Raw genomic sequence first — 23,221 nt, 5'->3', positions numbered from 1 at the left:
TGAAAGGAGTTTTAAATGAACGAAAAGATTCTGGAAACGCTGGAATTTCAGCGGATTAAAGATCAATTGACAAAATATCTGGTATCAGCGGATGGCAAAAAGGAACTGGCTGAGCTGATGCCACAGTCTGATTATGAAACGGTCCGCTCTTGGCAGCAGGAAACAACGGATGGGGCTGATATTCTACGCTTAAAGGACGGTATGCCGATTCCTAAGCTGGCTGACGTTCGGCCTCAGATGAAACGCTTGAAAATCAAAGCCAGTTTGAATGGAGCTGAGCTGGCGCAGATTGCCAAGGTTTTGCGAGCCAGCATGAGCGTACAGCACTTCTTTGAAAGACTGCATGCCGAAAAAATAACGCTGCAGGTTCTGCCTAACGAAGTCGATGAGCTGGTAACGATCCCTTCGATCACCAAGCGTCTCCTACAGTCAATTGATCAAGACACCGGAGCCGTATTGGATGAAGCCTCCACCAAGCTGCATGGAATTCGCCAGCTGATTGCCAAAACAGAGGCCGAGATTCGTCAGCAGATGGAAAAATATACGCATGGCAAAATGGCCAAATATCTTAGTGAGCCAATTATCACAGTACGCAATGAGCGCTACGTTCTGCCGGTATTGAGTCGTGAGCGTAGCCGTTTTGGGGGCGTGGTCCATGACCAAAGTGCCAGTGGTCAGACGCTGTACATCGAGCCGGCCAGCACGGTTGATCTCAACAACCGCTTGCGGCAGTCACAGATTGAAGAACGCCAAGAAGTACGACGAGTATTAGCCGCACTTTCAACAATGCTGGCGCCTTATCGATTGGATATTCAAAACAATGCCAAGATTTTGGGACATCTGGACTTTGTTAATGCTAAGGCCAAGCTGGCGCACGATACCAAGGCAACGCTGCCACAGCTCAGTCAAGATGGGGTTGTGAATCTCAAGTACGCGCGTCATCCATTGATTGATCCTAAAAAGGCAGTTGCCAACGATATCAAGCTGGGCCAAGGCTACCATACTATCGTGATTACCGGTCCTAACACCGGTGGTAAGACGATTACCTTAAAGACATTGGGATTGATTCAGCTGATGGGACAGTCAGGGATGTTTGTTCCCGCCGCTGAGGGCAGCATGATCGCCATTTATGATGAGGTCTTTGCCGATATTGGTGATGAACAGTCATTGGAACAGAACCTGAGTACGTTTTCTGGTCATATGGAAAACGTCAAGGCAATCTTGGATCGGGCGACGGCTCGCAGTCTGGTCCTACTTGACGAGCTGGGTGCCGGTACCGATCCTAAAGAAGGAGCGGCCCTAGCAATGGCGATTTTAGACAAGCTTGCTGCATCAGACAGTGACGTGGTCGTTACGACACACTACCCAGAACTAAAAGCCTTTGCCTATGAGCGGCCAGCAACCATCAATGCCAGCATGGAGTTTGATCAGACAACGCTTAGACCGACTTATCGTTTATTGCTGGGCATTCCTGGTCAGTCAAATGGGATTGCGATTGCTAAACGGCTGGGAATCGGTGAGGATGTTATCATTGAGGCCAAGTCACTGGTCAGTGATGACAGTCAGGATCTCAATAAGATGATTGGTGACTTGGTTGAACAGCGCAAGCAGGCTCGTGAACGCAGCGAGGAGCTTGAAAAACTGCTGGAGAAAAATAAGGTTATCGAACAAGAACTCAACGGCAAGCTGACTCGTTTTGAAGAACAGCGTGACAAGCTTTATGAGGATGCACGATCCAAAGCCAATCATCAGGTTTCACAGGCTAAAAAGAAAGCTGACAAGATCATTCATCATTTACGACAGCTGGAGATTACCCAAGGTGCCAACGTCAAGGAAAACGAGCTGATTGATGCACAAGGCGCCTTAAATGCACTGCATCAAAATCCGCGCTTAAAGCACAACTCGGTTTTGAAAAAGGCCAAGCAAAAGCATGATCTGCATAAGGGTGATGCCGTTTTGGTCAAGTCATACGGACAAAAAGGCGAACTTTTGGAAAAACGCGGCAATCACAAATGGGAAGTACAATTGGGAATCTTACGGATGGAAATTGATGAAAATGACTTAGAGAAGATCTCCAAACAGCAGCTTGTCAAATCCGAAAAGGAACGAGAGCCAAAGCGCCGACCGGTACGGACCGTTCAGACCCGGCATACCTCGGCACGGCTGGATCTGCGTGGTCATCGCTACGAACAGGCAATGAGCGAATTGGCTCAGTTTATCGATCATGCCTTACTCAATAATCTTTCGCCGGTTACGGTAATTCATGGCAAGGGCACCGGGGCATTGCGCAAGGGTACCTGGGAGTATCTGCGCAGTAATCCACGCGTTAAGTCGTTTGCCCATGCTGCGTCTAATGCAGGTGGGGATGGGGCAACGATTGTCTACCTGCAGTAGTCAGATGATTGAGTTAAAATTATTTTGGCTAATTATTATTTGAAAGCTTATAAAAAGTAAGCATAATAAGTGACGAATGAATCTACTTCTGTTAACATAGGATCATCAATTAGTGAAGGGAGCCATTAAGATGGCAGTTAAAACTACAACTGATCAGACGTTTGAACAGGATACGCAGCAAGGAGTCGTTTTGATCGACTTTTGGGCAACCTGGTGTGGTCCTTGCCGTATGCAGTCACCAGTAGTTGAGGCATTATCTGAACAAATGCCAAACGTTGCCTTTTATAAGATGGACGTTGACGAGAATCCGGCAACGCCACAGCAGTTCCGCATCATGAGTATTCCAACGCTGATGATCAAAAAAGATGGTCAGGTGGTTGACCAATTGATCGGCTATCACTCTGCTGATCAGCTCAAGCAGGTTTTGAACCAATACCTGTAAACAAAAAGACATCACTCGTTTGGCGAGTGATGTCTTTATTTTTGGGCCTTTTTGTTTTTGCGCTTGAGGCGGCGATTTTTACTGGTATCACCTTCAGAAGCAGATTCCGTTTGAGGCTGTGGCTTTTCAATTTCAATGAATTCTGCCAGTTCAGTCCGTTCAGATCCAGCATCGGACTGTGGGTCATTTTGGGCTAGAATCTCAACGTAGCTATGCTTGTGCTCAATTACCTCGGCCTCGGTAACGGCACTGAGCTGAAATTCCAATTCCTGGGCTAAAAATCCGGCTTCTAGAGAAAATGAGGTTTCTTCTTTATCGACTGCCAAGCGTTCTTCAACGATCGGGCCGCTAAGCCGCCAAACGTGTTGAATTGAATTTTGCTGACGTAGCTCCAGTTTTCCCATTCCCAGCTGTTCGGTCAAAACAATCAGGTCCTCAATTGATGCGACCGGATATTCACGGGCCAGGTCTTTGCCAATCCAATAAAGAATGCCATCAGTTTCTTTACCAAGGATTGCTGGTAAAATCACATCACGCATGGTGCCGGCGATCAAGCCACGATGACTGTGTATCAAACGGTCGTAGGTTTTTTGACTCATCAGAAATACGATCCTTCCTTTTCGCAAATCATATTTTATTATAATAGAAAGTTAGGCGTTAGTTCCTTAAATATCGTTAAAAACTTATTTTATTGTGGGTTAAAAATGAAAGTCGCTCAGTTGGCAAGGCGGGATGCTGATTTAGTGGTTGTGAAAACAAGAAATCGCTGCAAAACTTGAAAAAGCCAGCAAATAAATAGATAATGGAGTTTCAAGTATTTGGAAGAAAGGTGTTGCAATTATGGATAACAGGCCGATTGGGATTATGGATTCCGGACTTGGCGGTTTATCAGTCATCCGGATCGTAAACCAGCAGCTGCCCCATGAAAAACTTATTTTTGTGGGCGATCAAGGACACTTTCCATATGGTACGCGCACGCAACAGGATGTCTGCCAGCTGGCATTAAACATCGCTCGCTTTTTTAAGCGCCAAAACGTCAAAATGATGATCGTAGCCTGCAATACGGCAACGGCAGCGGCTTTGCCAACCTTGCAAAAAGAAATGCCGTTTCCAGTAATCGGTATGATTGTTCCCGGCGTCAAAGGTGCTTTACAACAAAAACATCATCAATCAGTTGGCGTGATCGGTACGGCATCGACAATTGAAAGTCATGCCTATGAACACGAACTGCATCGACAGGATCGGAGCGTTCAAGTAGTCGAAAAAGCTGCTCAGCCATTGGTTCCAATTGTAGAGCATGGTCAAACCGGCACTGAACAGGCTTATCAGACGGTTGACGAACAGTTGAAGATTTTTGATCAGCAGCCAATTCAAACACTGATTTTAGGCTGTACGCATTTTCCGTTTTTGGCTGATGAGATTCAGCAAAAGCTTGGTTATCAAGTAGTACTGGTCGACCCAGCCAAAGAGGCAGTTAATGCTGCCAAAGAGTGGCTGACTCAGCACGACGCGTTAAATGATACTGAAATGATGCCACAAAGCAGGCTTTATTCAACCGGTGACGTTGAAATCTTAAAAGCAGGTGCTAAAAAGTGGCTGAGCAATCAGAACTATACGTGTGCCCATTTGGAACTGTAAGAAAGGAAGATGGCTATGGAAACGATTGTAGTTGCCACCAAAAATCCCGGTAAGGCGCGTGAATATGCAGAAATGCTGGCACCAAAAGGCATTGTGGTCAAAACGCTAGCTGATTTTCCAGCTTTTGAGATTGATGAAAATGGTCAAACGTTTGAAGAAAATGCATTGATCAAAGCTCAAGCTGCCGTCAAAAAGTTAGGCTTACCGGTTTTAGCTGATGATTCTGGATTGGTTGTTGACGCTTTAAATGGTGAGCCAGGAGTTCATTCAGCACGCTATGCCAAGGATCATGACGATGCAGCCAATAATGCCAAACTGTTGGAAAAAATGGTCGCGGTGCCTGATGAAAAAAGAACGGCACATTTTCATACAACGATTGTAGGTCTCAAGCCCAATGGTGCCAAACTGACGGCGCATGGCCGCGTCAATGGCCACATTCTCCATGAACCGACTGGTAAAAACGGTTTTGGCTATGATCCGCTTTTTTATGTTGATGAGCTGCATTGTGCCATGGCCGAGCTGAGCAGTGATCAAAAAAATGCCGTCAGTCACCGTGGTCGGGCACTGGAAGATTTTATGAGGCATTTTAATGAATGGTGGCAAGCGTAGTTTAAGACTGATGATGCGACATCAAAGTTTTTAGAGGAGGAACAGTCATGAAGGCATTATTTGTCAGTGACAACCACGGCGACCGTGATATTTTGCAACAGATTGCCGATCGCTTTAAAGGTGAAGTCAATGTGATGATGCATTGCGGTGATTCAAATCTTGAGCCCAGCGATCCAGTCATGCAGCCATTTAAGACCGTGATCGGTAATACCGACTGGGGACTGAACTATCCGAAAACACAGCTGGCAGTTGTTGATCACGAGCGCATTCTGGTCGTTCATGGTCATTTGTATCAGGTTAATTTTACCTTGACGCCTTTAATGCTTTTGGCCAAGGAAAATCGAGCAACGATTGCTGCCTATGGCCATACGCATCAATTGGCCGTTGAATGCAATCAAGGGATTCTTTATCTAAATCCTGGCAGCATCAGCCAGCCGCGCGGACAGTATCAAAAACTGGGCGGGACCTTTGCGATTGTTTCTGTTGATGCAGATCAATTTGACGTGCAGTATTATGATCGTAGTCTGCAGCCGGTTGACGATCTGCATTTTGTCTTTTCACGCCAATAGATGTCTTAACCTGGAATACCTGTCGCATTCAGCGGCTAAAAGCATTACAATAAAAGCAGGTCGATGAAGGGATGATTTTAAAATGATTAACCAACAGATTCGTCAACTGCTGATGGATCGACGTGAAAAATTTATGATTCCAGCCAGTCTGGTTGCCACAGTCAATGAAGACAATTCACTGTACCATGCGTTTTTGGTTCTAACCAAAGATCACTATGCCAAGATCGTTGTGGTTGATAATGAGAGTCATTATCGTGGCTTGCTGTCGCTTTCAATGATTACCGATGAGCTGCTGGAAACTGATCGTATCAATTTGGATAAGTTGCAGACAATGAAGGTTAGAGATGTGATGCAGACCGATGCGCCAGTGATTACCAATCCATATGACGTAGAGGAAAATCTGCACCTACTGATTGATCAATCGTTTTTGACGGTCGTTTCCGAGCATGGTGAGTTTACTGGTATCGTAACGCGCCGCGAATTGCTCAAGGCCGTTAACTATGCGGTTCATACGTTTGACCGTCATTATGAGGTACTTGATCTGCCAGAAACCGAAACTGAAGAAGTTTAAAAAGAGCAGTCTGCATGCGGCAGACTGCTCTTTTAGCGTTGGAAGTCAAAATAGCGCTCAATCGTATCCAAAACGCCGCTTTCCTGATTGGTCAGTCGCGTTACGTTGGCTGCAGCCAATCGAATCGGCAGAGCAGCGTTTTTCATAGCATAGCTGTGCGAGGTCATTGTCAGCATGCCCAGATCGTTTTCATTGTCGCCGAAAGTCATGATCTCGTTTGCTCGCAGGTTGAATTGATCGGCAATTGCCATTAAGGCGTTGCGCTTGGTGGCATGTGCATCACCAATCAGCTCGGTATTAAAGCCGGAGTTTTCCATGATCAGATTGGCCGGTAAAAGGCTATCCAGCTCACCGGTCACGTTGGTAATATCAATATGGTCGGCAAAGTTAACGGAGATCTTGGTCAGAGGCTCATTAAGCGGATAGTTGAAAGTATCAAGCAGATTGGGAACCCGCTTGACGTTTTCATAAAAAAGCCTGACGATGGCCAGATTTTTTTCATCCATGGATTGATCGACAAATGAGGTCGTTGGACCGGAAACGACCAGCTGATTGATATCATCATCGCCATACAGTCTGGTCAATGCAGCCAGGACCGCTTTTAAGTCGTCGTGATCTAATGGAAAACAGTCAATTAACTCATCGCCATAGTGAATTACGGATCCGTTTTGGGAGATAAAGATCATTTGATCAGCCACATCGGCAAATTCTCGGCGCAGGCGTGGATAAGAGGAGCCACTGGCGGCTACTAGCTGAATGCCGTTTTTGGCCAGTTTTTTAAAATCCTTTATAAAGCGCTGATGATCATAATCATGCTGATTATTTAAAAACGTGCCATCCATATCGGTAGCAATTAAACGAATAGACATAGTCAAAACCTTTCTTAAAGAAACTAGCTGAGTGAAACATGAGCATCATTTAAAGCCGTCAGATAGGCTGCCAGACAGTCACTGGTCAATTGATATTCAGCATCGTAGGTCGTTGTAAGAGCTACGCGATAGACCAGCGAGGCCTTGGTAGAAGCCGTAGCTGGAATCGTAACGGGACCAACGATCTTAGGTGCGGGATGCTTGCCAAACTTTCCCTGGGCAAGCAGTTTTTGGTTAACGTCTTCAATTACATTTTTAATCTCAGCCAATGGTGCGTTGGGGCCGATTGGAATATCAACGCTGGCATGCCAGGTTGAGCGGGAAAGATTGCTAACAGTAGTAATGTTGCGGTTGGGAATATAGTTGAGGGTGCCGTCCGCACTGGTAACGCGAGTGGTTCGCAGACCAATTCCCGAAACCGTACCCTTAACGGTGCCAATGACGACTACATCACCGACGTCAAGCTGTTTTTCCAATAGAATAAAAAACCCATTAACCATGTCGCTGACAAATCCCTGGGCACCAAGCCCCAAAGCAATACTGAAGATCCCAGCACTGGCGACCAAGGTTCCGACCGGCACGCCAATCAATGAAAGCAGGGCGTACAGCAGAAAGAAAAAGCACGTATACCGATAGATATTAAGCGTCAAGGTATGAAACGTGGCAATGCGATGAGCACCCAGCATCTTAAAGCGTTTGGTATGGCTAAAAGCGTAGTTGATGATCAGCTTGCCGGCCCACAAAATCACGAAGAAAACAACAATCGTCAGTAAAATCGAAAACAGACGATTGACGAGGTTTTGCGCAATCTTATCCAGATCAACGTTTGCAAATGATTGGGTCAGTTGTTGAATCTGCTTATTCATTAAAACTACTCCTTATCTAGATTCCAAACAACTATATCATAAGACAGTCACCAATAATAATTAACAAAAAAATATCCAATATGTTAAACTTGGTGTAACTACAAAGGAGGAGCTTTAAATGACTGCTGGACAAATTGCCGGCCTGATCGCGGCGATCGCGTTTGTAGTGCTGGTTTGCTTTATTGGAATGTTTTTGTCTCGTTTGGGAAAGACATTGGAAGAAACGACTAAAAGTATTGAAGGATTAAGCAAAGATGTTGATGCGCTGACGCATGAACTGGAAAACGTTTTAGGAAATACCAACGAATTGTTGGAAGATCTGAACAAGAAATCAACTGAACTGGATCCAGCGGTAAAAGCTATTGCTGATCTTGGTCAAAGTGCCAGTGACGTCAATGCGGCGGCGCGTCAGTTTACCGACAGGCTGAATGCACAGCATGAAAGTGCCAAGCAAAGCCGACATCTGCTGGCAGCAGCTGGTAAAAAAGCGGCGCTCAACGTATTGAGCAAGCTGCATCGTTCCAAGGAAGACTGATTTTGATAGGAGGTTGGACTTATGACGAAAAAAGTCTTAGCTGGTTTTTTGGTTGGCGGAGCCGCTGCTTTTGGTGCTTGGCAAGCTTTGAGTGCCGATAAGAAAAAGCAGATCAAACAGGCCGTGGCCGATAAGACTCATGAGGCAATGGACTACGCAACTGATTATGCTATTAACGCTTTGGATATTGCCGATGGAATGGTTCAAGATGCCAAAGAACAAGCTGTTGACAAGTTTGGCGATAAATTTAATGATTTAGCCGATTCCGTAAAAAAAGGGGCGGATGCGGTTAAAAAAAGTGCTGATCAAGCGGTCGATCATTTTACCAACGATGATTTTGACGAACAGACCGCTCAGATCAGAGACGAACTTGCCAAGGCTCAAGCCGACAGCTCAAACCAAGACGATATCGTAATCGATAAGACGTCAGACGAGCCCAAAGCAAATGATGATGTCAAGGCGGCTGAAGATGATCAAACGTCTCAGTCAACGCCGAATGATAAAAATTAATGTATAAAATATAGAGGTTGGAAAAAACGAATTTTTCTGACAAAATAAAACAACTTTAAAAATGGCCGAAGATCAACGTTTTAAGTAACGCAATCTTCAGCCATTTTTCTGTTTTGAAGCTTTATTCCCAGCCTCTTATATATTTGGCTAAAAAACCGTGATTTTAATTAATCTTGCCTGTCACTAGCGACCAACGTACTGCAGCTCTTTGGACGTGTGAGTAAACGGTTCGTTGCCGGTTTTGGTAATGTGGATACAGTCTTCGATCCGTACGCCGGCAAAGCCTGGAATGTAGATCCCTGGTTCAATCGAGAAACACATGCCTGGTTCAAGCAGCATATCGTTGCCTTCCATGATTGAAGGAAATTCATGATCAGTCATGCCCATACCGTGACCTAAGCGGTGAATGAAGTATTCGCCATAGCCGGCGTGATCGATAATATCGCGGGCAATCTTATCCAATTCGGCTGCCGTGATGCCAGGCTTAGCGGCATCTTGGGCGGCTAATTGAGCTTCCAGGCATACTTGATAGATATCTTTTTGCCTATCGTTAAGCGTACCAACAGCAACGGTTCTGGAAGCATCGCTGGTATAGCCATCAACATTGGTTCCCAGGTCAAACAATACCAGCTCGTTGTCTTGAATCTTGGTGTCGTTAGTAGCTCCATGTGGTTCAGCTGCGTGGGCACCAGCTTGAATCAGGGTATCAAAGCTCATGTGCATGACACCGTGTTTTTGCAGCGCATAGTGGATCTCTGCGGCAATCTGATTTTCGGTTGCGCCGATCTTGACGGCATCAAAACCAACCTTAAAAGCAAAATCGGCCCACTTGCCGTTTTCTTCCAAAATAGCAATCTCATCTGGTGACTTGATCAGACGCATGTGCTGAATCGTCGGCGTCATGTCGTAGTCAAAGCTGGCCTTAGGGAATTGTTCCTGCAGAGCTCTTAAGCGTGCAACGGTCAAAAAGCCCTGTTCAATCCCAAAGCGAGTTGGTGCGGCAACGCGCTTTTTAATTTGTTCGGCAATCATTGCATAAGGTTGCTCGTGGTCAAGGTAGCCGTAGACGTCAAATGGCCATCCCGTATCTTTGATGGCCTCAACTTCCAGTGCTGGTGCAAACAAGAAGGGATCATGGTCGGGAAATACCAGCAGGGCCAAGACCCGTTCGATCGGATCGCTGCCAAAGCCGGTTAGGTACTTGATAGTCATCGGATCACTGAGATAGGCAACATCAAGCTGGGCTTCATTGACAGCTTGTTGTAATTGTGTTAATTTATTCATTCGTCTTGCTCCTTACGCATAAGATGAGATTTTTTTAAATAATTGTTAATATTATAGCATATTTGTTTATCATTAAGTTTGCGCAAAACCGTTAATTTTGTTATATTGATTGCGGTTATGAAAAACCGATGAAAGCAACCAAAATCAACAAAGAAAGGGCTTATAAACTATGGAAAAACAATCAGTTACCATTTATACCGTGGCACGCGAAGCCCGCGTTTCCATGGCGACCGTTTCTCGAGTCGTTAACGGCAATCCCAATGTTAAACCAGAAACGCGTAAAAAAGTGCTTGATGTCATCAAGCAGCTGAACTACCGCCCTAATGCTGTGGCCCGTGGTCTGGCCAGCAAGAAGACGACTACGGTTGGTGTTGTGATCCCTGACGTTACCAATGCCTACTTTGCGGAACTGGCACTTGGGATTGACGACATTGCATCAATGTACAAGTACAATATGATCCTGACCAACTCGGATGCCGATGACCGCAAGGCACTGCAAGTGGTTCGTGGATTGATGGCCAAGCAGGTAGACGGCATCATCTTTATGGGTCATGACATTTCTGAAGAACTGCGCCAGGAATTCAGTTCGTCCAACGTTCCAGTCGTTGTTGCCGGTTCAGTTACCAATGATGACGAGTTGCCAACGGTCCGGATTGACTATCAGGAAGCTACCAAACAAGCCGTCAAGTACTTGATTGAACGCGTTGATGGTCCTGTGGCATTAGTAGTGGGCTCAAAGGATAGCACGATCAACAAGCGCTACCGAATTGAAGGCTACAAGCAGGCACTGCAGGAAGCCGGCAAGGAGTTTGATGAAAAGCTGATCTTTGAAACACATGATTCTTATGCTGAAGGCTACAAGCAATCACAAGCTATTGTTGACAGTGGTGCCAAGGCTGCTTTTGTCAGCGATGATGGCGTGGCGGCCGGCTTGATGAACGGTTTGACTGATCACGGCATTAAGGTTCCTGATGAGTTCCAGATTGTTGCCTCAAACAACACGAAGACCACCGAGATTACGCGCCCTAAGCTGACTACGATTACGCAGCCACTGTACGACTTGGGTGCGGTATCAATGCGGCTTTTGACGAAACTGATGAACAGCAAAGACGAAGACGGCGAAGAAGACGAATCCAAAGACGTTATTTTGGAACATGGTTTTGAGAAGCGTCAATCAACGCACTAGAAGGTGATTGACTCTTGATGTCTCGAGAAGAGATGCGGCGCCAGCAAAAACAGACTGCTGCTCCCGTTAAAAAACCTCATCCCCATCATTTTTGGGCATCGTTTTTGGGTGTTTTACTGACGCTGATCATAGCGGTTGGCCTATTGCTGAATGCAACCGTGCTGAATGCTGATTTTGCTGCCGATGAGCTGGCTGATTCACCAATCAGTACGCAGCTAAAAGAGCAGGTTAATAGTAGCTTAAGCGAGTATGGCGTCTCTGGTTCACTTTTGACGATCAAAGAAACCAAGCGACTGGTCAAACAAGCCGTTAAACAGGTTTATGCCGGTAAAAACATTAAGCTTGATCTGACCAATATCGAAAAAAGGCTGCAGTCAAAAGTCGATGATGAGTTGGGAGCATACGGTCTTTCAACTTCAATGCTGCCTGATTCGGCTACCAGTCAATTTAACAGTCAGCTGACAAATCAGGTCAATCAAAAACTGAATACCTCTGAGGTGCAAACGGCAGCCAAGACGATTACGACCATCAAGACCGTTGTCAATGTAATGCTGATTATAAGCGGGATTGCGCTAGCTGTTTTGATGGCCTGGAGTCTGTTTACCCATTGCTTTTTGCAGATTTTCAGCTGGTCAACGACTTGGACAGCTGGTCTGTACTTTGGCTTAGTCTGGTTGATCAAGCTTGGTACCGCCCAGGCTGCCCAGACTGAGCCGGACTATGCGTCAACGATTGTAAAAATCGGTAATGACGTTTTGGTCAAGGGATGGCAAATGGCGTGGCTGCTGTTGATCCTGGCTATAGTTTGGTGGCTTTGGCGCGGTATTTTACGAATTATTCGTCATTACTGATAAAGCCTTGAATTTACCAGCTTAATTTGGTAAAATTTCAATGTTTGTTATCTAAATCTATATAAGAAAAGAGGAGTTAGTAATGTCAGGACATTCAAAATGGCATAACATTCAAGGGCGTAAAAATGCCCAAGATGCCAAGCGTGGCAAGATTTTCCAAAAGATTTCTCGTGACTTGTACCAAGCCGCTAAAACAGGTGATCCTGATCCAGCAAACAACCCTCAACTGCGTCTGGTAATCGACAAGGCCCACGCAGCCAACATGCCTAAGAAGAACATTCAACGGGCAATTGAAAAGGCTACGGGTGCTGGCGGTGCCAAGTTTGAAGAAGTTACCTATGAAGGCTATGGCCCAGGTGGGGTTGCAGTAATGGTCTTTGCCCTGACTGACAACAAGAACCGGACGGCCGCCGCTGTACGTTCTGCATTTACGCATTCCGGTGGTTCACTGGGTGCCAGTGGTTCCGTTTCATACATGTTCGATCGCAAGGGTCTGATTGAAATCCTGCGTGATGGTCTGGACAAGAGCGAAGACGACATGCTGATGGATGCTCTGGATGCCGGTGCTGAAGACATGAAGGCTACTGACGACAAGTTCCAGATTTTCACGGCACCAAGCGACATGACCAGTGTTCGTGACGCTCTGCAAGAACAAGGCTACGAACTGGACACGGCCGAAGTAACCATGATCCCACAAAACACGACGGTTGTTCCTAGCGACAAAGTTAGTCAATACAAGCACTTGATTGATGAACTAACTGACAACGATGATGTTGCCGACATTTACGAAGCAGGGGTTATCGAAGACGATGATGATGCTGAATAATTTCGGCTTTTAAAGGCTCAAGCAGCAATGCTTGGGCTTTTTTTGATGAATAATTGCGCTCGCTTGGACTACGGTCTGAGGGGGCGCCTTTTATTTTAAGAAACTAAATTCAGATAAAAAATGCAATGTTTTATTTTTGGTATATAGCAATGATAAGGGGGGATAGTCTTGAAAAGTGAATTCTCACGAGATATTGCAGTTTTGATTCGCTACCGAGTTTCAGACCTCTATGTTCTACCATATCGCAGCTACTATCGACTGCTGATTATGCACGAAGGACAGCTGCAGCTTTATCAGCAATGGCCACGGCCACAGGGTCAGCGTTTGATTGCCTATTTAAAGTATCGGGCTGATATGTCAGTTAGTGAGCACCGCCGACCTCAGTCAGGATCGCTTTGCTGGCATGCACCAGCCGGAAAGGTTGACTTGAGGCTGTCGACGGTTGGGGACTGTCGTGGTCAGGAATCGTTGGTGGTTCGGTTTATCTATCGTTTATGCAATGACTACCGGATGCTGGTGCCGCCCCAATGGCAAAAATTGCAGCAGACTGCCAAAAAGCGTGGTCTGATGCTGTTTGCCGGACCGATGGGATCAGGAAAGACAACGACGATGTATCATTTGGCACGGCAATTTGTCAAACAGTGCATTGTGATGACGATTGAGGATCCGGTCGAAATTACCGAGCCGCTATTTGTTCAGCTGCAGGTTAATGAGTTGGCGGCAATGAGCTATCAAGAATTACTCAAGGTTGGCTTAAGACACCGTCCGCAGATTTTTATTATTGGTGAGATTCGTGATCCGCAGACGGCTCAAATGGCGATTCAAGCTGCCTTGAGCGGACATCTGGTTATGGCAACCGTTCATGCTCGCAGCGTTTATGGAGCATTGGCTCGCCTAAGACAGTTGAATGTTGACGAGTCTTATCTGCGGCAGGCCATCAGCGGGATTTTTTACCAGCGCCTTTTACCAACGGTGCAAAAACATCTGGCAGTACTGTTTGATTTGTTGATTGATGATGAACTGCAGGAAAGTTTTGTAAAGCAAAGGACGGGGATGACCGATGATTGGAATCAGCAGCTCAAAAATTGCGTGGCCAAGGGCTGGCTGGAAAAAAGCGTGGCCCAATCGTACCAAGCCGGCTAGTTTTAAAACGGCTCAGCAAGCTGATTGGTTTTTATTGATGCATGATCTATTGACAGTTGGTTTTTCATTGCAGCACGCTGTTCAATTTTCACAGCGTGCCTATCCTAAGCAAGCAAGCTTCTTTTCCGGCATTGATCGACAGCTTCAGTCTGGTCGTTTACTGGCTGATGCGCTGAAACCCTATGTAAAAATCGAGCTTTATTATCAGCTGTTATTGGCTGAGCAACACGGCAGCCTGTCCGTTACGCTAAAAGAGATTGGGCAGTTTTTACAAGTTCAGGCTCAGCAGCGACGTCAACTGAAGTCATTGCTGGAGTACCCATTGATTTTGCTGCTGATGCTGGGGATGATTTTGGGAGCACTATTGATTTTTGTCTTCCCGGAGCTTAGAAGCTGGCAGCAAGAAAATCGATTGAATAGCTCAGCACAATGGCCGCTTGGTGAAACACTCATAGTTGTTGGCAGCACTTTTTTAATCTATGGACTGTTGGGGATTAGGCACTGGCGACATATGACGACTTTAAAAAAGGTTCGTCGTCAGTGTCGTTGGCCGCTGTTTGGCAAGATTTTTCGCGACTACTATGACTATTATCTAACGTCGAATCTGGCTGTTTTGTTAAAGCATGGTTTTTCGCTGCATGAGATCTGTCAGTTGACCAGCCGTTTTGACGATGACTCATTGCTGCATCAGGTTGGTCAGATGGCATATGAGCTTGGCTCGCAAGGCAAGCAGCTCACTGATTTTATCTTAAGCATGCCTTTTTTGCCTGATGAACTGGCAATCTTTATTAATCGAGGCTTATCCAATGAGCAATTGGGGCAGGAGCTGACGATTTTTTCGCGGCTTAGGTTTAAAAAATTCCGGCAGTCAACAATGCATATTTTAGTACTGGTACAGCCTGTGTTGTTTATTCTGATTGCGGCTGGGATTGTTTCGATGTATCTAAGCATTTTACTGCCGATTTATTATTCATTGCAGGAGGTGTATTGAAATGCTGAATAAAACCCGCCGGCGTGCGTTTACATTGCTGGAAATGGCAATTGTTTTGTTTATCATCAGTCTGTTGGTATTGATTGTTTTGCCAAATCTCAGTACGCAACGTGAACATGCGACCAAGATTCACGAAAATGCAATGACCAATGTCGTTCAGACTCAGCTGGATCTTTATGAAAATGATACTGGTCAAAGAGCTCAAAGTATTGATCAGTTGGTTGAAAATCAGTATCTAACTGCGGCACAGGCTCAAAAAGCAACTAGTGAGCACATCAAGGTTGTTAACGGAAGGGCTGAGCGGAAATGAGACGCCAGCAGGCCTTTACATTGCTTGAAATGCTAATTGTCTTAGGAATCGTTGCGTTGACGCTATTGATTAGCTGGCCATCAATGCATCGAGCAGTTCAGAAAAATGCAGAGCGGCAGTTTTGGCAAATCTTTCGCCAAGCTTGGCAGGCAGCTCAGGTTCGATCTAAGACCAGCCAAGAATCAACCCGGGTTGTCTATTTAAGGCATCGCAATCTGATCGTCTTTAGCTGGCCAAATGACTCAGAACAGATCAGGGTTCCTGAAACACTATTTGTCAAACGCTTTAATGATATTGAAATGAAAAAGACCGGTTATGTAAGTCCGCAGACAGAAGAATTTATTTCAACTTTAGATGGTACGGATTATCAGATGCGGATTCAATTGGCATGGGGGAGCTATCATGTTCAGGCAATTCAAAAAGGGCCAGCCGGCAATCATACTAGGTGAAAGCATGATGGCTTTGGCAATTGCAGCTATCAGCGCGGTATTTTTAATGATCGGCCTGAATGGACTGAATCAGCAGCAAAAGCAGGCTGATGTGCGTCTAATGGCCTGTCGATTGGCAAAAGAAGCTGGTGATGAATTTAAAGAGCAAAAGCATCGCGTTAGCATCGTGCAAGCATCAATGACGGCAACTGCAGATCAAGATCAGGTTGTAGTTGAGCAAGCTGGAAGATGTATTCTAAAACTGGAAAGACGGTGATGTTTTGAAAAAAGCTGCATTTACACTGGCTGAGAGTTTAATGGCGCTGCTGATCAGCATGTTTGCAATCATTGTCTTGGGTCAGGTAGTTAAAACTACGGAGAAAATTGACCAGCGCTCATTGGATATGCCGACTGACTGGTATCTGTTCGTGACTGAACTGGAGTCATCAGATCGTCAGTTTGCTCTTTGTCACTGCCAGGATCGTCAACATGTGGTTTTATATGGCGCAGCGACCGACAAATATTATGAGCTGGTAGCTGAAAATGATCGCATCTATTTGAGGCTGCAGCATGGTGGCGGCTATTTACCGATGCTTTATCAGATTAAGGAAGCAAACTTTAGTCAGCTTAGCAAGCGGCGATTAAAGATGGAGGTGAAAAGAAGCAATGATCAACGGCAAACGGCGATCATCAGTCTGGCACCGTCACCAGAGCAGCACGCTTTTAGCAGCGATGATCGTAATGGGACTTACAGCTGCGACAATTCTGACACAGTATCGTTACCAAGCCAGTCAGGAAAAACTCATTCATCGTTTAAGTGATCGCTTCCTTGCTCAGACAATGGCAGATCTGGCGGGTAGACATGGCAGTTTTCGCTTTAATCTAGGGACGGTCAGTCATCAAGGTCAATCAACAATCGTTTTTCTAAATGATGGCTCATCCTTTAAGTTTCAAGAAGAGAGGGCGCTTCCTTGAATTTGTTGATGAAAATGGGTAAACTAATTTCGTACGACGAATGAGGATGGGAGTGACCAAAACTGGCAACACCAGAACAACTATTTGTACCATTTGATCGCGCAACGGAACTATTGCAGGCAGATCTGAACAGCTCTTATCTTGATGCTTTTCTTGAAAATGCTGAGAATCTGGTTGACAATGGCAAGGTTCGCATTGAGGATGGTTTGCCCAAACCAGGGACAGTTGCTGAGTTAAACAAGCTTTATCAGCAGCTGGATCTGTTGCATACCGATCGTGAAACCGTCCGTCGTCTTTTACAGCTGGATCTGTTAAAAGTAATTCGTAAGGATGCAATTCAGGCCAATCATCAAATGACGCCCGATACACTGGGCATTATGATGGCCTATCTGATTGAAAAAATCATTGATCGCAGTCATCCATATACGATTTTTGATCCGGCTGTAGGGACGGCCAACCTGTTGACGACGGTAATGAACCATCTGCGCGAGGCGATTGATCAGCCAATACAAGGATATGGAATCGACAACGATGATGAGCTGCTGGCCGTTGCCAGTGTCAGCGTATCATTGCAAAGAGAGCCGGTTGAGCTGTTCCATCAGGATGCCATTGAGGCTTTGGATATTCCGCAAAGTGATTTGGCCGTCTCGGATTTGCCGGTTGGATACTATCCACTTGATGAAAATACCAAAAATTATCAAACCCGCGCCCAAAAAGGTCATTCATACGTTCATCACCTGTTGATCGAACAATCGATGAACTATCTAAAACCGGGTGGCTTTGGTGTATTTTTGGTTCCTTCAAATCTTTTCCAGACCGAAGAAACGATGGGCTTTGTCAAATGGATTCATTCCGTAGCGCATTTCCAAGGATTGATTAATCTGCCAGCCGAGCTTTTCAAAAATCAGGCTGCTCAAAAATCAATTCTTCTTTTGCAGCGTCAAGGTGGTGGCAGTCAGCAAGCCAAACAGGTTTTGTTGGGAAGTTTTCCGTCAGTCAAGAAGCGTGCTGAGTTTGTAGCCTTTATGAATCAGATTGATGCATGGGTAGCTGCAAATCTTAAAAGTTGAGAGTTAATTAAAGGAGAGATTACGCCAATGTCAAAAACGATTGCTGTTAATGCCGGCAGTTCGACCGTTAAGTTCAAGCTGTTTGACATGCCAAGCGAAGAAGTAGTAGCAGAAGGTCAGATTGAACGAATCGGTCTGGAAGTCGGTCATGCCGAAATCAAGTATGGCGATGGTCAAAAGCTAAAGGAAGACAAGCCATTTGCCGACCATGAAGCCGCAGTTCAATATCTGCTCAAGCAGCTGCTGGACTTGAACATCGTTGCCAGCTACGATGAGATTACGGCTGTTGGTCACCGGATCGTTGCCGGTGGTGAGTACTTTAAGGACTCAGTAGTCATCGATGAAGACGTTATGAACAAGATCGATGCTCTGGCAGAATATGCACCACTGCATGATCCTGCTGAATTACAAGGAATTAAGGCATTTAAGGAAGTTTTGCCGGATGCATTTGCAGTTGCCGTTTTTGATACTGCTTTCCATGCCAACATGCCAAAGATGAACGCCCTTTACAGTGTTCCTTACGAATGGTACGAGAAGTATGGTGCCCGCAAATATGGTGCTCATGGTACCAGCCACCGCTACGTAGCGGCACGGGCTGCCGAAATGCTGGGTCGGCCACTGGAAGATCTGAAGCTGATCACTTGCCACATTGGTGCCGGGGCCTCAATTACTGCCATTAAAGGCGGTAAGTCATTTGATACGTCAATGGGCTTTTCACCATTAGCTGGGGTTACGATGGCTACTCGTTCTGGGGATGTTGACCCATCGTTGGTCGCCTTTGTTCAAAAGAAGCTGGGCGTTTCCAGTGATGAAATGGTTGATATGCTGAACCACAAGTCAGGTCTGCTGGGAATCTCTGGTGTCTCCAGCGATATGCGTGACGTTGAGCAGGCTAAAAATGAAGGTAACGAGCGTGCACAGCTGGCATGGGATATTTATGTCAACCGGATCGTTCGCTACATTGGCGCCTACATTGCTGAACTTGGCGGTGCTGATGCAATCGTCTTTACGGCTGGTGTTGGTGAAAACAGTATTACCGTTCGTCAAGCCGTAGCTGACAAGCTTGGCTACTTTGGGATTGCAATTGATCCTGAAAAGAATAACGTACGTGGCGTTGAACGTGATCTGTCAACTGATGACGCCAAGATCAAGACGCTGCTTATTCCTACCAACGAAGAATTAATGATCGTTCATGATATCGAACGACTTAAAAAGGCCAGCAAGTAGTTGCTGTTAAAATTAAAATGGGGCGCTTGCCAGCGTCCCATTTTTGTGTTTTGAGGTGATAAAATGCGTTTTGTGACATCGGATACTCATTTTTTGGATCAGCATTTGCTGGGAATTGACGACTTTGCCCCGCGTCCGTTTGCCAGTACCAAGCAGATGGATGAACAGATTATTGAGCACTGGAATGCCAAGGTTACTGAAAATGATATCGTGTATCATTTAGGCGATATTGCCGTCTATTTTGCCAAGCCAGCCAAACAAGCCGATGAGGCAGTTTTTGAGATCTTAAATGCTCTGCATGGTCATCTGGTATTAATCAAGGGCAATCATGATCGAAGAGAACTGTTTAAATATCTGGCTGCCCATAACTATGATTTAAATGGTGAGCCTAAGTTTAGGTTTCATGACGTTGGTGCATTGATCAAATATAACCATCGTCAGTACTACCTAACGCATTATCCGATGATGCTGGGGATTGCGCCACGGATCATAAATCTGCACGGTCACATCCATCATTATGCCATTCCGGTAAAAGAAAATGTCAACGTTGGCATCGATTCTCCTGAGCTTGATTATCTGAGTGTCCGGCCGGCATTTGGTGAGCCGCTGACTCTTGCCCAAGCCGAGGCAATTGCCATGGCAAAAGCCGAAAAGCTGACTCGACATTAAGTCTTGGCAATGAGTATAATAGTTTGGATCATTTGTTAAAAACCAAGAAAGGAGTGGCTAACATTAATCGCAGCAAAATCGAAGAGTACATTGAAAAACGCCAGCTGCAGCGGCAAGGAACCTACCGAGTTTTGATGCAGGATTCAGAGCATTTTTTGATCAATAATCATGCATATACTCTGGTTGTTGATTATAAAAATGCATTTGATGCAGAGGCACTTGCCGATCGTTTCAGCTCGATTCTGAGTAAGTATGACTATATTGTTGGCGATTGGGGGTATGGACAGCTGCGGCTGCATGGCTTCTACAGTTCGGATAATCCGCAATATAATCCCGAACAAGGCGTGCAGACCATTCAAGACTATCTGTATGAAGACTGCAACTTTGGCTGTGCGTATTTTATTGTCCACAATCAAGAAGTTCAGCAGCCAAGAAAACCGCATCGTTCTGGCAGACGATCCTCAAATCGACGCAAGCCTTCAGGAAATGGTAAAAAGCATCAGTCTGGTGCTGCTGTTAAAGAGGTTCGTCAATCACTTAGGCAGCCCCCTTTAAAAGAGCGTCGCAATCAAGAGGTACGGCGCGTTAAAACCGGCAAGCATCGCCAAAAACTAATCGTTAAAAATAAGAACAATAAGCGAGAGAAAGCATGAAACAATACCAAGGATTTTTTATTGATCTGGATGGAACGGTTTATCGCGGTAAGGATAAAATTCCAGCGGCGGCACGATTTGTCAGGCGTCTGCAACAAAATCAGCGGCAGATTCTGTTTGTAACCAATAACAGTACGCGCAGCCCACAAGAAGTTGCTGAAAATTTAAGAGTAAATCATGATATTGATGTCACTTCGGCTAACGTCTATACCTCGGCGATGGCAACGGCTGACTATTTAGATCAGCACGCGGGACAAAAGCGTCGGGTCTATGCGATTGGCGAAAGAGGACTTAAAGATGCACTGCTGAATAAGGGAATGAAGCTGACTGATCAGAGTCCGGATTATGTTGTGGTCGGACTTGACCGCAACGTAACTTATGAACAGTTTAAGATTGCCACACTGGCAATTCGCGCTGGTGCAACCTTTATTGGTACCAATGGCGATACCAACCTACCTAGTGAAGAGGGGATGATTCCAAGTGCTGGTGCCTTGGTTGAACTGGTTCGCTATGCTACACAACAAGAACCGATAATGATTGGCAAGCCGCAAAAGACGATTATTGAGATGGCATTAAAGGCAAGCGGGCTGAAAAAGTCAGAAGTCTTGATGGTTGGTGACAATTATCAAACTGACGTTAAGGCCGGTATCAATACAGGCGTTGATACGCTGCTGGTTTATACGGGTCTGTCAAAGCCAGCCGATATTAAACAAGAAAAAATCAAACCAACTTATACGGTGGATACGCTTGATGAATGGATCATTGAAAATACAAATAATTGATGCTGTAAGGACAATCCTTGTATTGCTGCTGTTGGTTACTGCAGTAGCAGGGCTTGCCCTTTTTTTGACGTTGTTGATCTCACCATTGCTCTTAAGAATTCCGGACCATTTTCTGCATCTTTCAAAAGCGCTGGTTTTAAGAGATTATGGTCACCTATTGCTATACTTGATCTTGCCTTGGCCTCAGCCGCCATTAACACTAGCTGGTATTCCAATGACTGATAATGCCGTGGCTCATTTTAGCGATGTTAGGCATTTGATCATTATGACTCTTTGGATGACTATAGTGGCATTGATTGGTGCTGGTCTGGCATTGAGATATGAAAAAAGGACCTGGCAGCTGTGGAAGCTGTCAGGTCCCTTGAAAAGCCTATTGGCACTGTTGATAATTGTAGGATTATTAGCGATTGCTGATTTTGATGATTTTTTCATCAGATTTCATTATCTGGCCTTTTCAAATATGAATTGGGTGTTTTCAGCGGCTGCCAATCCAATTATCAACTTGTTTCCTGATACGTTTTTTGCGACTCTCTTTGGAATTTGGTGGCTATTCACCATCTTGTTCCTGGCCTTGATTCAATGGTGTATCAATCGTTACTTGCGCCGCCTTATTCGAAAGCTTTGACTTGATAAAGCTGATTACGGCAGGTATTAAGGTAACCACGATGATTGCCAGGATGATAGCCGAGAAATGAGCCTGAACGAAAGGCAGGTTACCAAAGAAATAACCACATGAACAGCAGATCGTTACCCAGCTCACACAGCCGATGATGCTGTAGCGAATAAAGCGGCGGTATGGGAAGCCGGATCCAGCAGCGGCGAAAGGAGCAAAGGTACGAATAATTGGCATATAGCGGGCCAAGATGATGGCTGGTGCACCATGTTTTTCAAAAAAGGCCTCCGCTTTTTCAAGACTCTGCTTATCGATCAGTTTACCGAACCAGGAGTGATTTGAAAGACTCTTGCCGATTTTTTGACCAATCAAGAAATTAAGTGAGTCACCCAAAAGACAGGCAAACAAGAAACCAAATGCAAAGATCCAAATGTTCAGATGGTAGCTTGCGTTTGCTGCTAAGGCACTGGCGGCAAACAGCAATGAGTCACCAGGCAGAAATGGTAGGATTACTGCCCCAGTTTCGATAAAGATGATCAAAAACAAAATTGGATAGCTGATATCACCAAATTGATTAACGATCTGAATTAGATGAGTATCAATGTGAAGGATAAAATCGATTAAAGTCGACATACGAGACTCCTTTAGTTTTCTTAATATTCAATTACCGCTAAGATTTTAACAGCAATTATGAACTTTTTGAAGAATAATCCTTAAACTAAACAAAAACGTAAACAATTTTAAATCACCTCGTAACGTAATCGAAAAATACCAATTATTGAGAGAACTAAAGATAAGAATGATCGCTTTTTACGCTGGATATAAGATCAATTGCTAGTGATTGTATGTGATTGAAAAAAACGTTAAGAAAAATAGAAAATAGCATTGACTCAGGCTCTGATTATCGGTATAGTAGTTAACGTTGTCGATGAGGTAAACGTTGATTACAGTTAGCTTTTACTTCGATAGGTTGTTGGTGATTAAAAATGTTGTTGACAGCTAAATGACTTCATGATATATTATTTAAGTCGCTTGCTTAAAACATTTGAAAAAAGAAATCAAAAAGTTCTTGACAAATAATTTACAAGTGTTAAAATAATAAATGTTGTAACCGATCAAATGAGTCGGTTACATGGTAGACCTTTGAAAACTGAATACAGTTTCGACGAACACAAATGTGCAGGGTCATCAATCATTACGATTGATGCAA

Annotated in this window: 28 protein-coding genes; 23 read left to right on the top strand and 5 right to left on the bottom strand. The window is 45.0% G+C overall.

The window, feature by feature from the left end; translation table 11 throughout:
- Positions 1 to 15: 15 nt before the first annotated feature.
- Together QOS03_RS01500 and trxA are read left to right on the top strand one after the other, a co-directional pair.
- Positions 16 to 2,394, top strand: coding sequence for an endonuclease MutS2 (locus tag QOS03_RS01500; protein ID WP_283575126.1), 2,379 nt, complete (start codon positions 16 to 18; stop codon positions 2,392 to 2,394).
- 130 nt (positions 2,395 to 2,524) lie between these two features.
- The gene (gene trxA / locus QOS03_RS01495; RefSeq protein ID WP_169461125.1) at positions 2,525 to 2,836 is read left to right on the top strand and encodes a thioredoxin; all 312 of its coding nucleotides are present in this window, start codon (positions 2,525 to 2,527) and stop codon (positions 2,834 to 2,836) included.
- Positions 2,837 to 2,871: 35 nt separating this feature from the next.
- On the opposite strand, the gene QOS03_RS01490 is transcribed toward trxA, so the two are convergent.
- On the bottom strand, positions 2,872 to 3,435 hold the full coding sequence (locus QOS03_RS01490; protein ID WP_283575125.1) for a YslB family protein: 564 nt from the start codon (positions 3,433 to 3,435) through the stop codon (positions 2,872 to 2,874).
- A gap of 241 nt (positions 3,436 to 3,676) precedes the next feature.
- Here QOS03_RS01490 and murI point away from each other — a divergent pair, with 241 nt between their 5' ends.
- The 4 genes from murI to cbpB all read left to right on the top strand — a co-directional run bounded on the left by murI (position 3,677) and on the right by cbpB (position 6,223).
- On the top strand, positions 3,677 to 4,474 hold the full coding sequence (gene murI, locus QOS03_RS01485) for a glutamate racemase (RefSeq protein WP_272208644.1): 798 nt from the start codon (positions 3,677 to 3,679) through the stop codon (positions 4,472 to 4,474).
- Positions 4,475 to 4,489: 15 nt separating this feature from the next.
- Complete coding sequence (locus tag QOS03_RS01480) at positions 4,490 to 5,083, top strand: XTP/dITP diphosphatase (protein WP_283575124.1); 594 nt, start codon at positions 4,490 to 4,492, stop codon at positions 5,081 to 5,083.
- Positions 5,084 to 5,130: 47 nt separating this feature from the next.
- Positions 5,131 to 5,652, top strand: a complete 522-nt coding sequence (locus QOS03_RS01475) for a YfcE family phosphodiesterase (protein ID WP_283575123.1) — start codon at positions 5,131 to 5,133, stop codon at positions 5,650 to 5,652.
- Positions 5,653 to 5,734: 82 nt separating this feature from the next.
- On the top strand, positions 5,735 to 6,223 hold the full coding sequence (gene cbpB / locus QOS03_RS01470) for a cyclic-di-AMP-binding protein CbpB (RefSeq protein ID WP_169461120.1): 489 nt from the start codon (positions 5,735 to 5,737) through the stop codon (positions 6,221 to 6,223).
- A 32-nt stretch (positions 6,224 to 6,255) separates the two neighbouring features.
- Here cbpB and QOS03_RS01465 read toward each other — a convergent pair whose 3' ends face one another.
- Both QOS03_RS01465 and QOS03_RS01460 read right to left on the bottom strand, forming a co-directional pair.
- On the bottom strand, positions 6,256 to 7,092 hold the full coding sequence (locus QOS03_RS01465; RefSeq protein ID WP_283575122.1) for an HAD-IIB family hydrolase: 837 nt from the start codon (positions 7,090 to 7,092) through the stop codon (positions 6,256 to 6,258).
- 23 nt (positions 7,093 to 7,115) lie between these two features.
- Positions 7,116 to 7,958, bottom strand: coding sequence for a mechanosensitive ion channel family protein (locus QOS03_RS01460; protein ID WP_283575121.1), 843 nt, complete (start codon positions 7,956 to 7,958; stop codon positions 7,116 to 7,118).
- A 118-nt stretch (positions 7,959 to 8,076) separates the two neighbouring features.
- Here QOS03_RS01460 and QOS03_RS01455 point away from each other — a divergent pair, with 118 nt between their 5' ends.
- Both QOS03_RS01455 and QOS03_RS01450 read left to right on the top strand, forming a co-directional pair.
- Positions 8,077 to 8,493: a DUF948 domain-containing protein gene (locus QOS03_RS01455; RefSeq protein WP_272216393.1), complete on the top strand. Its 417-nt coding sequence runs from the start codon at positions 8,077 to 8,079 to the stop codon at positions 8,491 to 8,493.
- Positions 8,494 to 8,514: 21 nt separating this feature from the next.
- On the top strand, positions 8,515 to 9,003 hold the full coding sequence (locus tag QOS03_RS01450) for a hypothetical protein (RefSeq protein WP_169461116.1): 489 nt from the start codon (positions 8,515 to 8,517) through the stop codon (positions 9,001 to 9,003).
- A 183-nt stretch (positions 9,004 to 9,186) separates the two neighbouring features.
- Here QOS03_RS01450 and QOS03_RS01445 read toward each other — a convergent pair whose 3' ends face one another.
- Positions 9,187 to 10,287 carry a M24 family metallopeptidase gene (locus QOS03_RS01445; protein ID WP_283575120.1) on the bottom strand — a complete coding sequence of 367 codons (1,101 nt, stop codon included), beginning with the start codon at positions 10,285 to 10,287 and terminating at the stop codon, positions 9,187 to 9,189.
- A 169-nt stretch (positions 10,288 to 10,456) separates the two neighbouring features.
- Here QOS03_RS01445 and ccpA point away from each other — a divergent pair, with 169 nt between their 5' ends.
- From ccpA to QOS03_RS01370, 15 genes are all read left to right on the top strand, one after another.
- Complete coding sequence (gene ccpA / locus QOS03_RS01440; protein WP_283575119.1) at positions 10,457 to 11,473, top strand: catabolite control protein A; 1,017 nt, start codon at positions 10,457 to 10,459, stop codon at positions 11,471 to 11,473.
- Positions 11,474 to 11,490: 17 nt separating this feature from the next.
- The gene (locus tag QOS03_RS01435; protein ID WP_283575118.1) at positions 11,491 to 12,324 is read left to right on the top strand and encodes a hypothetical protein; all 834 of its coding nucleotides are present in this window, start codon (positions 11,491 to 11,493) and stop codon (positions 12,322 to 12,324) included.
- Positions 12,325 to 12,406: 82 nt separating this feature from the next.
- Entirely contained in the window at positions 12,407 to 13,150 is a 744-nt protein-coding gene (locus QOS03_RS01430; protein ID WP_006500211.1) for a YebC/PmpR family DNA-binding transcriptional regulator, read from the top strand.
- 168 nt (positions 13,151 to 13,318) lie between these two features.
- The gene (gene comGA / locus QOS03_RS01425; RefSeq protein ID WP_272217770.1) at positions 13,319 to 14,293 is read left to right on the top strand and encodes a competence type IV pilus ATPase ComGA; all 975 of its coding nucleotides are present in this window, start codon (positions 13,319 to 13,321) and stop codon (positions 14,291 to 14,293) included.
- A complete protein-coding gene (locus QOS03_RS01420; RefSeq protein ID WP_283575117.1) occupies positions 14,211 to 15,284 on the top strand; it encodes a type II secretion system F family protein in 1,074 nt (357 codons plus the stop codon). Before comGA ends, QOS03_RS01420 begins: the two co-directional genes overlap by 83 nt.
- A 1-nt stretch (position 15,285) precedes the next feature.
- Positions 15,286 to 15,594: a competence type IV pilus major pilin ComGC gene (comGC, locus tag QOS03_RS01415; protein ID WP_205882227.1), complete on the top strand. Its 309-nt coding sequence runs from the start codon at positions 15,286 to 15,288 to the stop codon at positions 15,592 to 15,594.
- Complete coding sequence (locus QOS03_RS01410) at positions 15,591 to 16,043, top strand: type II secretion system protein (protein WP_272216386.1); 453 nt, start codon at positions 15,591 to 15,593, stop codon at positions 16,041 to 16,043. Before comGC ends, QOS03_RS01410 begins: the two co-directional genes overlap by 4 nt.
- Positions 15,997 to 16,299 carry a hypothetical protein gene (locus QOS03_RS01405; RefSeq protein ID WP_169461109.1) on the top strand — a complete coding sequence of 101 codons (303 nt, stop codon included), beginning with the start codon at positions 15,997 to 15,999 and terminating at the stop codon, positions 16,297 to 16,299. The genes QOS03_RS01410 and QOS03_RS01405 overlap by 47 nt, the downstream gene beginning before the upstream one ends.
- Positions 16,300 to 16,303: 4 nt before the next feature.
- Positions 16,304 to 16,843 carry a competence type IV pilus minor pilin ComGF gene (locus QOS03_RS01400; RefSeq protein ID WP_283575116.1) on the top strand — a complete coding sequence of 180 codons (540 nt, stop codon included), beginning with the start codon at positions 16,304 to 16,306 and terminating at the stop codon, positions 16,841 to 16,843.
- A 216-nt stretch (positions 16,844 to 17,059) separates the two neighbouring features.
- Positions 17,060 to 18,067: a class I SAM-dependent methyltransferase gene (locus QOS03_RS01395; protein WP_326520882.1), complete on the top strand. Its 1,008-nt coding sequence runs from the start codon at positions 17,060 to 17,062 to the stop codon at positions 18,065 to 18,067.
- 27 nt (positions 18,068 to 18,094) lie between these two features.
- On the top strand, positions 18,095 to 19,294 hold the full coding sequence (locus tag QOS03_RS01390; RefSeq protein ID WP_169461107.1) for an acetate/propionate family kinase: 1,200 nt from the start codon (positions 18,095 to 18,097) through the stop codon (positions 19,292 to 19,294).
- 63 nt (positions 19,295 to 19,357) lie between these two features.
- A complete protein-coding gene (locus tag QOS03_RS01385) occupies positions 19,358 to 19,963 on the top strand; it encodes a metallophosphoesterase (protein ID WP_283575115.1) in 606 nt (201 codons plus the stop codon).
- A 62-nt stretch (positions 19,964 to 20,025) separates the two neighbouring features.
- Complete coding sequence (locus QOS03_RS01380) at positions 20,026 to 20,616, top strand: YutD family protein (protein ID WP_169461368.1); 591 nt, start codon at positions 20,026 to 20,028, stop codon at positions 20,614 to 20,616.
- Positions 20,613 to 21,398, top strand: a complete 786-nt coding sequence (locus tag QOS03_RS01375) for a TIGR01457 family HAD-type hydrolase (protein ID WP_169461105.1) — start codon at positions 20,613 to 20,615, stop codon at positions 21,396 to 21,398. The genes QOS03_RS01380 and QOS03_RS01375 overlap by 4 nt, the downstream gene beginning before the upstream one ends.
- A complete protein-coding gene (locus QOS03_RS01370; protein ID WP_283575114.1) occupies positions 21,367 to 22,023 on the top strand; it encodes a TIGR01906 family membrane protein in 657 nt (218 codons plus the stop codon). The genes QOS03_RS01375 and QOS03_RS01370 overlap by 32 nt, the downstream gene beginning before the upstream one ends.
- Here the strand turns inward: QOS03_RS01370 and QOS03_RS01365 are convergent.
- Positions 21,946 to 22,644, bottom strand: coding sequence for a VTT domain-containing protein (locus QOS03_RS01365; protein WP_283575113.1), 699 nt, complete (start codon positions 22,642 to 22,644; stop codon positions 21,946 to 21,948). The genes QOS03_RS01370 and QOS03_RS01365 overlap by 78 nt on opposite strands.
- Positions 22,645 to 23,221: the final 577 nt, after the last annotated feature.

This window comes from Limosilactobacillus pulli (genome assembly GCF_947381555.1).
Lineage (GTDB): Bacteria > Bacillota > Bacilli > Lactobacillales > Lactobacillaceae > Limosilactobacillus > Limosilactobacillus pulli.
The sequence above is the reverse complement of the archived record's forward strand: the minus strand, read 5'-3'. Positions and strand labels throughout refer to the sequence as shown.

What these genes read in the sequence shown, in the direction of transcription:
- QOS03_RS01490 (WP_283575125.1), bottom strand. Translation starts at nt 3,435, where the DNA reads ATGAGTCAAAAAACCTACGACCGTTTGATACACAGTCATCGTGGCTTG.
- QOS03_RS01410 (WP_272216386.1), top strand. Translation starts at nt 15,591, where the DNA reads ATGAGACGCCAGCAGGCCTTTACATTGCTTGAAATGCTAATTGTCTTA.
- QOS03_RS01430 (WP_006500211.1), top strand. Translation starts at nt 12,407, where the DNA reads ATGTCAGGACATTCAAAATGGCATAACATTCAAGGGCGTAAAAATGCC.
- QOS03_RS01450 (WP_169461116.1), top strand. Translation starts at nt 8,515, where the DNA reads ATGACGAAAAAAGTCTTAGCTGGTTTTTTGGTTGGCGGAGCCGCTGCT.
- QOS03_RS01375 (WP_169461105.1), top strand. Translation starts at nt 20,613, where the DNA reads ATGAAACAATACCAAGGATTTTTTATTGATCTGGATGGAACGGTTTAT.
- comGC (WP_205882227.1), top strand. Translation starts at nt 15,286, where the DNA reads ATGCTGAATAAAACCCGCCGGCGTGCGTTTACATTGCTGGAAATGGCA.
- QOS03_RS01390 (WP_169461107.1), top strand. Translation starts at nt 18,095, where the DNA reads ATGTCAAAAACGATTGCTGTTAATGCCGGCAGTTCGACCGTTAAGTTC.
- QOS03_RS01385 (WP_283575115.1), top strand. Translation starts at nt 19,358, where the DNA reads ATGCGTTTTGTGACATCGGATACTCATTTTTTGGATCAGCATTTGCTG.
- QOS03_RS01500 (WP_283575126.1), top strand. Translation starts at nt 16, where the DNA reads ATGAACGAAAAGATTCTGGAAACGCTGGAATTTCAGCGGATTAAAGAT.
- QOS03_RS01365 (WP_283575113.1), bottom strand. Translation starts at nt 22,644, where the DNA reads ATGTCGACTTTAATCGATTTTATCCTTCACATTGATACTCATCTAATT.
- QOS03_RS01370 (WP_283575114.1), top strand. Translation starts at nt 21,367, where the DNA reads ATGAATGGATCATTGAAAATACAAATAATTGATGCTGTAAGGACAATC.
- QOS03_RS01445 (WP_283575120.1), bottom strand. Translation starts at nt 10,287, where the DNA reads ATGAATAAATTAACACAATTACAACAAGCTGTCAATGAAGCCCAGCTT.
- cbpB (WP_169461120.1), top strand. Translation starts at nt 5,735, where the DNA reads ATGATTAACCAACAGATTCGTCAACTGCTGATGGATCGACGTGAAAAA.
- QOS03_RS01475 (WP_283575123.1), top strand. Translation starts at nt 5,131, where the DNA reads ATGAAGGCATTATTTGTCAGTGACAACCACGGCGACCGTGATATTTTG.
- ccpA (WP_283575119.1), top strand. Translation starts at nt 10,457, where the DNA reads ATGGAAAAACAATCAGTTACCATTTATACCGTGGCACGCGAAGCCCGC.
- QOS03_RS01435 (WP_283575118.1), top strand. Translation starts at nt 11,491, where the DNA reads ATGTCTCGAGAAGAGATGCGGCGCCAGCAAAAACAGACTGCTGCTCCC.
- QOS03_RS01465 (WP_283575122.1), bottom strand. Translation starts at nt 7,092, where the DNA reads ATGTCTATTCGTTTAATTGCTACCGATATGGATGGCACGTTTTTAAAT.
- QOS03_RS01455 (WP_272216393.1), top strand. Translation starts at nt 8,077, where the DNA reads ATGACTGCTGGACAAATTGCCGGCCTGATCGCGGCGATCGCGTTTGTA.
- QOS03_RS01420 (WP_283575117.1), top strand. Translation starts at nt 14,211, where the DNA reads ATGATTGGAATCAGCAGCTCAAAAATTGCGTGGCCAAGGGCTGGCTGG.
- QOS03_RS01460 (WP_283575121.1), bottom strand. Translation starts at nt 7,958, where the DNA reads ATGAATAAGCAGATTCAACAACTGACCCAATCATTTGCAAACGTTGAT.
- trxA (WP_169461125.1), top strand. Translation starts at nt 2,525, where the DNA reads ATGGCAGTTAAAACTACAACTGATCAGACGTTTGAACAGGATACGCAG.
- QOS03_RS01480 (WP_283575124.1), top strand. Translation starts at nt 4,490, where the DNA reads ATGGAAACGATTGTAGTTGCCACCAAAAATCCCGGTAAGGCGCGTGAA.
- QOS03_RS01405 (WP_169461109.1), top strand. Translation starts at nt 15,997, where the DNA reads ATGTTCAGGCAATTCAAAAAGGGCCAGCCGGCAATCATACTAGGTGAA.
- murI (WP_272208644.1), top strand. Translation starts at nt 3,677, where the DNA reads ATGGATAACAGGCCGATTGGGATTATGGATTCCGGACTTGGCGGTTTA.